We start from the raw sequence: 13,364 nt of genomic DNA, 5'->3' as shown, positions 1-13,364 counted from the left end.
GTACAAGTACATTTATGAAAATCAATAAGACCGTTTTACCCCATGAAAAAGTATGCATTTGTATTTGGTATTTCCATATTGGCAATGGCACCTAGCTTTGCCCAAGATACTATTGGGCCGTACAATAATAGCAACATAGCATTCACCATTCCAGAAAAAGATTTGATTCCTGAAAGTATTGCGTACGATCCCGCAACTGGAAGTTTTTTTATGGGTAGTACCCGAAAGGGTAAAATTATAAGGCGGGACCGTAATGGAAACATCATGGATTTTGTCGCTGCTAAGCAGCATGGCATGTGGATGGTCATTGGGTTAAAGATTGATATAGACCGACGAATTTTGTGGGTATGCAGCTCCGGAGGTGATAACTTGGAAGGTTACAGCTTAAAAGATGATCAAGAAGGCCGCCCCGCCGGAATTTTTAAATATGATTTGGATAGCGGGAAGCTTCTTGGAAAATTTATCTACAATGCCCCGGGAGAGGTCCATTTTTTCAATGATGTTGCCATTGCTCCCAATGGTGATGTCTTTGTGACCCATATGTTTCAGGATCATGCCATATATCAAATCAAAAATGGTAGTGAAACGTTGGAGAAAGTGTACACATCGGATGCGATACAATACCCAAATGGCATTGCTTTTTCAGAAAACGGTGAAAAACTGTACGTGGCCCATTCAGATGGTATTGCTTTGATCAATATAAACTCTGGTGAAATAAGTCTACTGGAAATTCCAGATGGCTTAAAAATATCGAGAAGAGAAAGTATTGATGGTCTGTACTTTTACAAAAACTCTCTTGTGGGCATACAATCAGATGTCAATACCGTGAACCGGTTGTTCCTCGACGAGAGCGGAAGCAAAATCATAAGATCACAGCCACTGGAAATAAAGCATCCCATGATGGATACCCCAACAACAGGTGAAATCGTAAAGGATGAATTTTATTATATCGCAAATGCCCAATTCGGAAAATTCGATGAAAATGGATTGCTCCCCATGCATAAATTATACGAACCAGTCATTTTAAAAGTACGGTTGGACTATGAGTATTAGATATTCAATTGTGGGAATGGTTTTAATCCTAATATTTTCATGTGTAAGGTCGATGAAGAACGAACCCATGGAAAACGCCCGTCTGTTTTTTAAAAAGCTTGAAAAAAATGGAGGCTCATGGGTGCATTTTCCAAATGATACAACCGTGGCATTTGGTGCATTCATCATGAAGTTTGAATTAATGGAAGGCGACACTTTAAGCGGAGAAATTTTAGGTTCTTCAAAAAGCGGGGACACCATTCTCTTTTGGACTATAAGGGAATATCATGATGCAAAAAAAGACTCTATCTTTTTTGAACAGAAGGGGGGATATGGTAGTGCAAGTGGATTTTCCTTTTTCCCCGATGCACTAAAGCGGGAATCACATTTTAAAATGACCTACTCCAATGGAACAATGGAAATGCATAAGGATACCCATACTTTCTTGAATGATTCCACTCTCCTCACCAAGAGCCAGATTTTTGATGACAAGTCCCAGAAATGGATCAAGCAGCCTGATGCCACCTGGACATTTAATCACACTATAAAAAAATAACAATTATGAAAGCTTCAGAACGCATGTCAAAAGGTAGGAGGGCAGCCTTAAAAACCTCAGCCATGGGTTTAGTAGGGTTATCGCTGCCCTCTTTGGCCTTGGCGGATGAGAAAGTGCATAATAAGCCTTTAGGCACTGCATATAACACCATTCCCGATCACTTTCCCAACATAGACCCTGAAATTGTATTGGAGGTAGTGGGGAAATCACATTCCAATCTGGAACGTGTAAAGGAACTTGTGGATAAAAGACCTGAACTTGCCCGTTCGGTTTGGGAATGGCGTTTTGGAGATTTTGAGTCGGCCATCGGCGCAGCTTCCCATGTAGGACGAAGGGACATTGTGCAATACCTGATGAGCAAAGGGGCCAGGCCTACCATTTTCACCTTCGCCATGATGGGTGCGCATGATGTGGTAAAATCTATGGTAGAATACTCACCTGGTTTGCAAAGGACCATGGGCCCACATGGCATAAGCTTGCTAGATCATGCCTACTATGGGGAGCGTATGAAAGATAAGATGACGCATACCGAAATTGATAATCTCAAAAAAACCATAGACTATTTGGACTCTTTGGGTGATGCCGGTGGAGAAACTTATATGGAAGAAACCGCAGAGGAACAAGAAAGGTATTTAGGGGACTACAAATATGGTGAAGGTGAAAAAGAGGGCTTTACCATTGCACTGAACATGGCCCAAAAAATGGCTTTGGGCCCAATTGGGGGCTTTGGTGGGGCCTTGTTCAAAATAGAGGACAATTTGTATATTTATAATGGTGCTCCCTCTGTTACCGTAAGTTTTGAAACTCAAAACAACACTATTACTTCTTTGACACTTCGCTCCCCGGACGCAACGATTATGGCAACAAAAATTTAAAAATATGGGCTCAAAAAAAATTTTTCGGATTGTATTGGCAATCATTGGGGGTGAAATTGCCCTGATCATTTTCGCCACTATAGCACAAGAGGTGCTTTTTAATGGAATAAGCTATACCACCTCATCCTTTAGCGAGATTGTATTTGGCGGATTGGCCACATTCATTGCAGCGATTTTGGCCGGCGCTGTTGCTAGATTGATCATTCATGGTAAGATTAATTTGGTACCATTGGGCATTTCAGTGCTTATTACCTTAGAAATGACCTATCTTATTGTAACGGGCAAAACCGGAGATCCCATCTGGTTCGATATTTTGGCTGGGGGCTCATTGATAGCAGGGGTTTGGCTAGGCTTCAATTATCCAAGATTTCTGTCTAAAGACAAGACCACATCCGTAGAAAGTTCTTCCTCTTAAAGCCAATAGGTCAATTTCACTAAAATTCCCCGGTTTTTGATGGCCAAGTTTTCGGGGAAATAGTTTTCGGTATAGACAACAAAAAAATCGGACATGGGCAAAAAGCGCCACTGAAACCGACTGTTGATATTAATATTGTCCTGTTGGGTGTTGTATTGCAGGAACGTGGTCCAAAACATGGTATTTGAAAACGATATTTCCGAGGTAAGTCCAAAAAGATGCAATTGATCACTGTCCAAATTTGAAGGCAACTGTACATCATTAAAATTATAGCGTAGCATAAAATTGCCCCAAGGTTGAAAACGAATATTGGTCTCCGCTTCAATGTACAATCTGTTACCACTGTAAAAACTGCCATACTCTGCGCCCAAGCTTCCCGAGAATCGTTTTCTTGGATCAAGGCGGTACCAAAACCCGACGCGATCGTATGAATAGTAACCCTTTGGAAAGGGAACGCTTCCCACTATAAAAGAATCAAAGGGCAAATCGTTCTTTTCGTTAACATAGCTCAACTCCAGCGCATTCTGATTCTTAAAATCAAAAAAGTAAAAAAGGCCCGCAAATGACGAGTTCAATGATCCATCCATGTTCAAAAAGACCCGTGTGGAAACACGCGGGCCATGGAGGTTGTATTTTGAGGTCTCATTATCAGGAAGGAAATTATATACAAAAAGATGGGACAATTGATAGTATCCCAGCTTCACAAAAACCTCATTCTCAGCATCAAAATTGTCCAACCTTGGCACAAAACCCACATCGGTGATGTAATTTTCACCTACTCTGTCGCCAGACAATCGGGTCAATATATTTTTGTTATTGAACCGAACGGTAGCGGTATAATAGGATTCTTCGTCAAGCTCACCGGGATTAATGGATTTGTGCATGCCCAAATTTGCGCTCCATTTGCCCGTTACATCCAAAAAATTGTACTCCAATGCCATAACTCTGTTGTAGGCAGCTTGGGTAGAATCTGAGGTTTGGGTGGTGCGCTGCCGATTGACGAACAGCGCATCCATGGTAGATCTTTTGCCAAAACGTTGCGAAAGGGAAGAAACAAAATAATTTTGTGCGTTTACATTGTCGGTTTTTGCTGTTTGCACATCCATTACTCCAACCCGTAATTTATTAGACAGGTTCCCTGATATTCGGGCTCCATATTGAATGGGGATGGGCTGTCCATTGGCAAGTCCGATTCGTCTGGAAAAGAAAGGGTTGATGTCTTCCTTTCCAAACGAAGTGAACAGGTCACTGTTTTCTAGAAAAAAGCCTCTTCTTTCTGGAAAAAAAAGCGCAAATCGAGTAAGGTTGGTAATCTGTTGGTCTACATCCACCGTAGAAAAATCAGGATTAAGGGTCAGGTCTAAATTCAAAGATGAAGAAACGGCCAATTTGGCGTCCAGACCCACATCAAAGCTGTAGTCCTCTGCGCTTTGCAACTCATGGTCTTTGGAAACTCCCCCAGCTAAATAGGGCAAAAGATTAATGTTTCCCTTTTTAGCCTTTGGAGGATTGGAATCCCATAAAAGTTCTCCCGTATATCCAAGATTAATGGTGTTTAAGTTGAGGGGCACCCGGTTCCATGAGGAGAAATAGTTGTTCTTCATGTCATTTCTGACAAAGTTTAACCCCCAAACTGCGATGGAAGAATCATACCGCAATGTTCTAAAGGGTATTGCCATTTCAACATACCAAACATTATCGCCCAAAGAAATCTCAGAGAACCATTTATTGTCCCAATTCTCGTTGATATATGATTCATTACCTTCCACACTGATCAATCCTTCAAATTGAGCCCCGCCAGCATTTACACCAAAGAAAAAACCATTGGTCTTTTGGTTGAAGGGGTCTAAAACAAGGGCGATGCCGTCACTGCCAAAATGTTCATCATCTTGGTCCCGTTTCAGCGTACGAATTACATGTTGGTTGTTCTTTTCATGACAGGTTATGGCTACATATAAAAACACATCATCATAGGCCATGCGAACCTCGGTTTGGGAGTCAGCTTCGCCGGTGTCCTTTGGCCATTGATTTAGAAAGGGCGCGGTTTTTTCCGAGCGTAGCCAAACAGCTTCATCCAAAATGCCATCGATTGTAATCTTAGAGTCGATTCTCTTTAGGTTTAACTGACGTTGCGCATTTAAGTGCAGTGATAAAAGCAACAACACAATGGGCACTAACTTGAAGTTCATGAAAAGACGTTTCTATTGAACCTTCAAGATGAAAACATTTGGAAAGAGAAATTTGGTTTTTACGCGAACCAATTTGTTTTTTATGTATCCATGAACTTTTGGAACATATTGAATTGTAAATTTTTAGATAGAAAGGTTTTATGAGACGGAAAGTATGTTTATAGGGCCAACTACTTAAGAACCTGGACCGAATCCTTTGATTCAGTAAAGAATACTATTGGGAATATAGGTGGCCCTAAATGAATTCAGGACCACCATATTTTACGCATCATCCAATGAGACAGGGAGTAGGTACTAACTTAGGACTTGCATTGGGATAATACTTGTTTGGCCCTATCTTCTCCCCAATTGGGATAGAAAGGGACTTTATTCGTATCGGTGGAAGCAAAAAGTTCTATTGCCCTTGCAACGTCTTCACAATACGGTGTGGTGTCCTTTCCAAAGTAGCGGGCCGAGCCCATGTCCCATTCCGCTTTTGAGAATATTACCCTAGGATTGTTGGGTGCCAGTGCCATGGCCTCATTGTACAGTTTGGTGTTCTTGCCCGATAGTTCCATTCCATAGGTGGCACCATCAAACGCAATCCATGCGGTGTTGATCATGGCCTCCATAATCAATAGTTCTGGATTCTCTGGGGAAATGTTTTTGGCGATATCAACAAATTCCTTGGCTTTTTCCAATTGTTGAGACAATTTTGTTTCGTCCCTCTCACCAAATGAAGCCGTGGTATTCACAAGGGCCACGTAGTAATAAGGCAACCAATTGTCTGTTTCGGCCATGGCAATGCGTTCAAAAAGATGGGAAGCTTCCATTGTCTTTTGTTCCCCCCAGAGTTGCATGGCTTTTGACATTCCTTCCGTGTAACGGTCTTGGGCAGAACTTGTAAATGATACGACGATGCAAATAATAGCTACTAGTTTTTTCATTTTTTAAGATTTTTAGTTATCGTTTTATGAGTGATTATTGATGATTCAAAGATGCAGTACTAAACCCTGTTTAAAAATGTTAGCTTACCGAGTTGTACAGTTTTGTGGATGAACTGTTAAAGATTGTCCAATTGGTTGCTTTTTTGGTTTTTGCTGATGGTCCAGAAGAAGCCCACAAAGAAGAAACTGTCAGCAGGAGGTGAAATCGCCCTTCGGTTATAAAACCCATTATTGTCTGGGGCATTGGCGTACTGGTAATTGCTTATGTTGTTAAAGCTCAGCACATTGTTCACTGAAAAGTAGAGTATTTTCTGCTGGTCAATCAAATACGCCATATTAAAACTCAAATTGTTATAGGGTTTGGTTTTCTCTTCCATAAATTCAGGAGTATTTGGATTGTGATAAGGCCTACCAGAACTAAACGAATATGAGACACCCACTTGGCTACGCCATTTTTCTACCCAGTATTTTGTGACAAGTGAAAAATTATGTTCGGGCGCAAAATTTGGGGTAGCAGCTTCTGCAAAGTTTCTATAATCGCGCTCGGTGTTCAAGTAACTGTAAGATGCCCAGTAGTCCAGATTATCTATACTCTTGTTGTCTCTCCAAAATAGGTCGATACCGGTGGCGTAGCCCTCTCCTAAGTTGGAGTAAATAGAGTTGAATTCCGGTACCTGCGTATTGAACTTTACCAAATCATCATAATCCTTGTAGTACGCTTCGGCCCTAAAGGTTTTTCCATTGTTGAGGTATTGGTAATTTAAAATATAATGTGAGGTTTTTTCCAGATCAAGACTTTGGTCAAATTTTATGGATTCGGTCAATGGTTTTTGATAGAAATCACCATAGGCCAAAGAAAATTGACCATTTTCGCCGGACTTATACGCCAAGGAAAGCCTAGGTGAAATGGTAAATTGGTCCAATATATTGGAATGTTCTGCCCTGGCACCCAATTTTAGGGCCAAATTTTTACTGAAAAATATATCTCCTTCCAAAAAACCTGCAACCAATAGGTCATCGAATCCGCCATCAAATGTAAATCCATCGCTATCTTGATAGGTGTCATCATAGTTTGTGCTGAACAGTTCGCCCCCCATGTTCAACTCAAACTGGTTGGAAAACCCTTTTTTGAGCTTTATTTTTAGATGTGAATTGATTTCTTTGGTAGTTATGGCATCTTCAACCACTGTAATATCATTTACATCACTGGCCATACTGGCCCCTGAAAAAATGCTCCAATTGTTTTCAAAAAAGTGTTTGTATGATGAATTGAAGTAGAGATTTTGATTCTTCAGCCGGAATCGGACCAAATCCTGAAAATTTATATCCTCTTGGGAAATATCGAGGGTAGCTCGGTTGAATCCTGTATAAAACTTAAACATACTTCGGTCCCCCTTTACCCGAAATACACCCTCCCCCGAAATGGATTCATAGGGATCGTTCCACTGCATTCCCTGAGTGGATGGAATCAAAGCTTCATAGGGCGTAAGGTTGATATAGCTGGTATTTACACTCAGTGAAGTATTGCCCCAAATCTCGGTATGTCCTATCCCACCTCCAACAGACATTACTTGGATGTCCGTTTTTTCCTCCTCCGGCACATCTGTGGTGTTCAAAAGGAGGACGCTGGAGAGCGCCTGGCCGTACTCTGCGGAATAACCCCCGGTGCTAAAGGTGATTCCCTTGAACAAAAAAGGAGAGAAACGCCCCCGTGTGGGAACATTGTTTGTTGTGGCGTTAAAGGGTTGGAAGACCCGGAGCCCGTCAATAAACACTTGGGTCTCTTCCGCACTACCGCCCCGAACAAACAAACGGCCATCCTCATTTACGGTTGTGGTACCCGGCAAGGTCTGTAAGGCGGCCACAAAGTCCCCTGCTGCCCCGGCTGTTGTGACAATATCCAAAGGTTTTAGCACGGACACTTTGGAATTATCACCAGCTTCAAAAGTTCCCGCTGAAAGCGTGACTCCGTTTAGTTGGTTGATGGCTTCTGCCAATTGAATCTTTAGATTTTTGAAATAGGATACCTCGCCCATTTCATAATGGGGCTCGTAGGCCATTATGGAAATGACCAACGTCTGGGTTCCGGTTTCCGTGGTTTCAAAACGGAAATGGCCCTCCACATCGGTTGAAGTGCCATCATAAGTACCTTCTAAATAGACATTGGCACCCATTATGGGATTGCCCTTGGTGTCAGTGACAGTCCCATTTATAATTTCTTGGGCCACGGATGTCCATGTAAGGGCTAAAAATAAGAGAAAGGATAAAAATTTCATGGCTGTTCGTTATTGGTTGATGCCCCAAAAGTCCTTTAACCCTTCGACAAGCCATAAAAAGAATGACCGAACTGTTGGATTTTGAGCCTGAATCCCAAAAAGTTCAAGATGGAATTTGCATGCCTCTATCCAATCACTTGCACTTTCCTATGTAAGGATTGTGGTTTTTAGGCGTTTTTACAACCTTGTGTTCTAGCGAAAACACTTCAATGGTTTTGTGGTTATAGGAAAATTCAAGGTGGAAAGGCATTGGTCAATCGTGGTACATGACGCCCGAACCACATGCATATTGAGGGGGAACATATTTTAAACAGGTCAATAAGAAACCCTTGTCTGCTTTTTGAATATCGAAAGATGAAGTTTATATCTTAAACTGAAAAGGCCACCTTTTAGGGTGGAGCCGGAGGCACTAGAACCTGTCTCTGGAAACCCCAGTAAACAAAGGCTTTCAAGCCTTTTATAATTTCATGCACACCGAATAGGTGACTTTACAATTAAAGACTCACTACAATTGACTGAAGATTGAGTGCAACATCCTAAAAGGTAATAGCCAACCCGGCCTGCTCTTAGGTTTGCGTTATTGTATATAGGTATCTTAAATAGGAAAAGGATTTGTGAACTTACCTTCCGGCTATATTAACGATTCATTGTATGTAGTAGTCCCATCCTTAAATTTTTGACTGCCCGAAACCAATTAGAATTTTAGACATTAAGGTCTATTTGGAGTCTTCGTCCAAAAGCAATCAAACAGGTTCTCTTAGGGCGACAGAAAAAATGTGTGTTCGTAAAACACCACAGGCTCAAATTTCCTGTCAAGAAGATTTGTAATAGGTTCAAGGTAAGCAAAAGAGCCTATGGAGCTCCTTCATGGTCCTTTTGTACAAAAAAACTATGGAGCCCCACAAATAGAAACGATTTTTATTGTCTCACTTTTGTCTGCCCGAAGTGGTAAACCATGCCCAATTTTTGCAGGCTACAACGGCATCTTTTTATTTCGTTAGAAATAAAAAGTCGATTTCTAAATTCATGAATTTCAGTAATATTAACGCATCCACTTATCCAGGTTTTCAGCTACAAAATTGTCATCGTTCAGCTCTGGATATAGTTTGTAAACCCGATCTATTTCCTCCTTTTGACCCGGGCTCAATCTTTCGTTGGGATTTATGGTATAGTTGGGTTCCAACAAACCTTGCCTGATCAAAACCTCATGGATACCTGCAATAGATCCCTTGAAACCGTTCCTGGAATCAAAAAAAGCCGCATTGGAGTCTGTTACCTTGATTCCTAGCGAAAGCAAATCCTGCAAATCTGAGGGAGAAGCATTTTTTACCTTGTCATATAGCTCAACAGCTTTTTTGTTCCATACAGCCCAATGGCCCAACAAACCACCGATGATTCTTTTTTTAATGATTTTATCGCCCACAGGGATATGATATTCGGTGAGTAGGTCCGCTACGATATTGTCATCGTTTCCAGTGTAAAGGGCAATTTCATGAGCCCTTCCAGATTCTGCCACCCCTCGGACAACATCAATGGTGGCCATATTTTCAGAATGTGATAGACCTGCATCATCTGCATGGATTATTAGTAGCTTCGTGTGTTCTTTATACCCTAGGAGTTCGGCTAACTTCATATCTAACTTATGATGACCTATAAATTTAAGTCTTTTCAATTTTTTGTTTGAACTATTGCATCACTTAATTAAAAAATGTTGTTTTTGATTACTTACATCGATTAAATCCATTCACTAAATCGTAACAACCTTTAAGTCTACATCAATAGAATTCACTATTTGAAACTTTAAGAGTTTCTAATGATAAATCCAAAAATAGTTTGTCAAGCTTTTTTCGGATAGAGCTTTTATGAATATTGGGATTCTCCTAATTGTCAATTTGCGGCGTCGAATATGGGGCAACAGGAAAAGTAAGGTTAATAGTGATTTCTTTTGCATAATTAATACTTCCGTTGTAAGAGAACTCAAGAGGACAAAGCTAAACTTTTTGAAAGGCGATTTTGAAATTATTATCAACCAATCATTACATGTTAGGAGGGTTTGATTTTTAATAATAGACCTTCGGGCACATTATCCGAAAGGGGTTAAATATCTTCACTATATCACTGGTCTGGTAAAATTTCATGCCACTTACCTAATGATTCAACGGATTAGATTATGTACGAACTGAGGACAATTATGCAAGATTTGGCAATTTCTATTTTGAATCTTGATTCAAAAATCGCTTTCGGACAATTCTTGCAGTTTGGTGCTCTCCCGTATGACTCCATCCAGGGGGCATGAACAGATATAATATTTTGTTTTTTAGGCCTGGAGCACTGACCACATCTTTGTAGAGTGCTTTGAATTCACCAAAATAGACATCAAAGAAACTTCCCGAATCCATCTCACGGGTTATACCATATTGGATGGGAAGGTGGTCTTCCTCATCTTGATAGGTTCCAAAAACCCTATCCCAAATGTTCAAGAGATTACAGAAGTTGGTATCCATATACAGGGGATTTCTACCGTGGTGAACCCGATGGTGTGAGGGAGTTAAAATAAGTTTTCCAAGGAATCCTAAACGTCCTTTTTGCAGTACATGCTCACCAACATGGATAAAAGTGGCATAGGTAATATCCAGCAGAAGAATGGAAAAGAACAGCTTTGGGTCAACTCCAAGGAGCATGCATGTTGCGGTACGTATAAAATCAGCATACGGGAACTCGAGAAAAAAATGCGCATGGTTTACGGATAAGTTCATGGTCTCCGCCGCATGGTGTGGGGAGTGGAGGCACCAGAGCAAACGAACTTTGTGGCCAAAATAGTGATAGATAAAACTGCCCAATTCCCAGACCATATATCCATAAATAAACCAATGCCAAGTGTAAGAGGTCTGAAAAGGTGCATACTCTTGAAAGAAACCGATACACCACACAATGGTGCCCAATGAAAGAATACGGCCAATCACCCTATTAAAGACAATGATGAAGAAATTTACTTTGTACGTCTTTAATTGTTCCCTTTCCCTGAAAAAAACAATGAAGAACTCAACAAAAAGTAAAATGGGAAGCGCTAGGAAGATACAGGACATGATACCATCAAAACTTTTGAAAAAGACGTAGTTTTCTGTTTTTAAGGCTTCCAGTATGCTGGTGAAGCCTAAAAAATTCATTATTTCATCAAAAACTGCATTCAAGAAATCCATAAGTTGATCGTATTTCACTTCGTTCAAATATACTATTTTTATGTATGAACATATGAACATATTTGTGAGTAAACGATTTACGAAAACGTTTTAATGGTTCTCTTGGAGCAGACCAACGAGAGTTTGCTATAAGTACCATATTTAGGCTATCAATAATTCAGGGGTTACTATAATAATGAATTGACAAAAAAGAAACATTTTTTTTGGCAACACGCAATAAATATCTATATTTGAACATATGTATGAACATATGAACATAACACACCTAATTTTTGATTGGCCAAAGATGGGCTAGGTTGGGTGAAATAGATGATATTTTAATAGAATTATTTGAATTGTTGGGTTTAGTTCTAAAAATGAATGTTGGGAAGAAGGAAGTGTCGATTCAATGCTTTCGGTCTTCCCATTTTCATTTGATGACTTGTTCAACAAAATGTGCCGTTAACTAAACTATCCTTCAAACTATGTATTTATGAAATGTTTGCGATTGATTTTATTACTGTCGGTCATGGCTGTATTAAGTTGTGATGACGACCCAGAACAAAACCCTGATGGGTTTACCGAGTTCGTCACCAACATTGATGGTGACTGGAAGATTGACCAAGTGCTCCAGAATGGGAACGATATCACCAATCTTATAGATTTTCAATCCTTTTCCCTGCAATTATCGTATGAAAATGGGATGCCATCTTCGTATACCCTTTCCAATCTAACAACACCTTTTGCTTTGGAGCAGGCGAGTGGGAGCTGGTCATTTGATGATCCTGTATATCCTACCAAGATCAATTTTTCGGATGGTACAAGCCTGGATATTCAGGGAGCAGTGCTTTCTGGTGGGGATGAGCTTACAGTGACAGTTCCAATAGGCTGTACCTCTAATACGTATACATACCGATTGAGCAAATAACCAGAAACTAACATGCACTGAAATGAAAAACAAACTATACAAACTAAAACGCATCCTGTTTCAGCCAAAAGCACTGTTTCTACTGTTTTTGTTGTTGAGCATGTGCATTACCATCAATAATGTAAATCAACCCTCTTCCATGGGTATTGGAGAGAGAATGGACATCACTATAGATGTTGATGTTGCCCCAGCCGAAGATGCGGCCCACAACATTATATTTGGCGTTTTGGCTCCTGAGGCTTGGGACATAGCTTCCAATGCCACGGCTTCCTATACTTCTGATAATGGAAATGGAACCATGCGACTGGCCAATGGTGCCGACCCGGATTATGCTACTCCCATTATGGATCTTGCCGGAATCGGTGAAAATTATGGTCTGGTAGAGTGGGTGGTGTTTATCTCAGATGAAACGGTATCCGGTGCAAATGGCGTAAACTTCACCGGACAGATCCAACTTTCCATGGATGTCGGGATCGATAACCTTAAAACACAACTGGGATATATTGTGGGAACTTCAGGGTACGGCATCACTTCGGGAGAGACCGATATAAGGTTCACCCCTTGCATGGAAGTGACCGGAGGGTCCAATCCGTTGATAGACCTCTGTGGTCCACTTCCCTTTCCCGTAACCTTTCAACCGGCGGAATATACGTATGATGACATTATCCATATTGGGTTTGATGCCACAAAGGGACCCGAAGGATCACCAACAGCGCTTTCAGGGGCTACTGATGTATATCTCTGTGCCAAAGCTGTTATAGATGGACAAGCTGTTGAGATATGCGATAATGCCAGTATCACCAAAATGCGCAGTACCGGCAATGACCAATGGGAAATATCCATATGGCCCAGACAGCTTTTCAATGCTTTGCCAAGTCAGGAAATTGAGGATATCACTTTCAGTTTTATCAATGAAAATGGAGATGTCGAGGTCAAGAATCCAGATACCGGGGAAGACTTTCAACTAATAGCCAACTGTACGAATTAA

11 protein-coding genes are annotated in these 13,364 nt (G+C 40.8%); 6 read left to right on the top strand and 5 right to left on the bottom strand.

The annotated features are described in order from the left end of the window. Positions 1 to 42 precede the first annotated feature (42 nt). From AB1A65_RS14955 to AB1A65_RS14940, 4 genes are read left to right on the top strand one after another with little or no spacing between them, the layout of a single operon-like run. Positions 43 to 1,053, top strand: coding sequence for an SMP-30/gluconolactonase/LRE family protein (locus tag AB1A65_RS14955; RefSeq protein ID WP_366590723.1), 1,011 nt, complete (start codon positions 43 to 45; stop codon positions 1,051 to 1,053). A 52-nt stretch (positions 1,054 to 1,105) separates the two neighbouring features. Continuing rightward, the gene (locus tag AB1A65_RS14950) at positions 1,106 to 1,588 is read left to right on the top strand and encodes a hypothetical protein (protein WP_366590721.1); all 483 of its coding nucleotides are present in this window, start codon (positions 1,106 to 1,108) and stop codon (positions 1,586 to 1,588) included. Between the two features lie 5 nt (positions 1,589 to 1,593). Continuing rightward, positions 1,594 to 2,463: a hypothetical protein gene (locus AB1A65_RS14945; RefSeq protein ID WP_366590720.1), complete on the top strand. Its 870-nt coding sequence runs from the start codon at positions 1,594 to 1,596 to the stop codon at positions 2,461 to 2,463. 4 nt (positions 2,464 to 2,467) lie between these two features. After that, positions 2,468 to 2,878, top strand: coding sequence for a hypothetical protein (locus AB1A65_RS14940; RefSeq protein WP_366590718.1), 411 nt, complete (start codon positions 2,468 to 2,470; stop codon positions 2,876 to 2,878). On the opposite strand, the gene AB1A65_RS14935 is transcribed toward AB1A65_RS14940, so the two are convergent. The 5 genes from AB1A65_RS14935 to AB1A65_RS14915 all read right to left on the bottom strand — a co-directional run bounded on the left by AB1A65_RS14935 (position 2,875) and on the right by AB1A65_RS14915 (position 11,487). Continuing rightward, positions 2,875 to 5,067 (bottom strand): DUF5916 domain-containing protein, encoded by a 2,193-nt coding sequence (locus AB1A65_RS14935; RefSeq protein WP_366590716.1) that lies wholly within the window; start codon positions 5,065 to 5,067, stop codon positions 2,875 to 2,877. The two genes, AB1A65_RS14940 and AB1A65_RS14935, sit on opposite strands and share 4 nt — an antisense overlap. Positions 5,068 to 5,366: 299 nt before the next feature. After that, positions 5,367 to 5,993: a hypothetical protein gene (locus AB1A65_RS14930; RefSeq protein ID WP_366590714.1), complete on the bottom strand. Its 627-nt coding sequence runs from the start codon at positions 5,991 to 5,993 to the stop codon at positions 5,367 to 5,369. Between the two features lie 116 nt (positions 5,994 to 6,109). Beyond that, the gene (locus AB1A65_RS14925) at positions 6,110 to 8,269 is read right to left on the bottom strand and encodes a TonB-dependent receptor (protein WP_366590712.1); all 2,160 of its coding nucleotides are present in this window, start codon (positions 8,267 to 8,269) and stop codon (positions 6,110 to 6,112) included. Positions 8,270 to 9,311: 1,042 nt separating this feature from the next. Next, a complete protein-coding gene (locus AB1A65_RS14920) occupies positions 9,312 to 9,902 on the bottom strand; it encodes a hypothetical protein (protein ID WP_366590711.1) in 591 nt (196 codons plus the stop codon). A 577-nt stretch (positions 9,903 to 10,479) separates the two neighbouring features. Beyond that, positions 10,480 to 11,487, bottom strand: a complete 1,008-nt coding sequence (locus AB1A65_RS14915; RefSeq protein ID WP_366590914.1) for a sterol desaturase family protein — start codon at positions 11,485 to 11,487, stop codon at positions 10,480 to 10,482. A gap of 454 nt (positions 11,488 to 11,941) precedes the next feature. Between AB1A65_RS14915 and AB1A65_RS14910 the strand changes: the two genes are divergently transcribed. Beyond that, positions 11,942 to 12,376 carry a DUF5004 domain-containing protein gene (locus AB1A65_RS14910; protein ID WP_366590710.1) on the top strand — a complete coding sequence of 145 codons (435 nt, stop codon included), beginning with the start codon at positions 11,942 to 11,944 and terminating at the stop codon, positions 12,374 to 12,376. A gap of 22 nt (positions 12,377 to 12,398) precedes the next feature. Continuing rightward, positions 12,399 to 13,364: a DUF4961 domain-containing protein gene (locus AB1A65_RS14905; protein WP_366590709.1), complete on the top strand. Its 966-nt coding sequence runs from the start codon at positions 12,399 to 12,401 to the stop codon at positions 13,362 to 13,364.

It is taken from the genome of Allomuricauda sp. ANG21, from assembly GCF_040705235.1.
In the GTDB taxonomy this organism is placed as follows: Bacteria; Bacteroidota; Bacteroidia; order Flavobacteriales; family Flavobacteriaceae; genus Flagellimonas; species Flagellimonas marina.
Note: the sequence above shows the minus strand (reverse complement) of the source record. Positions and strands in the feature narration are given on the sequence as shown.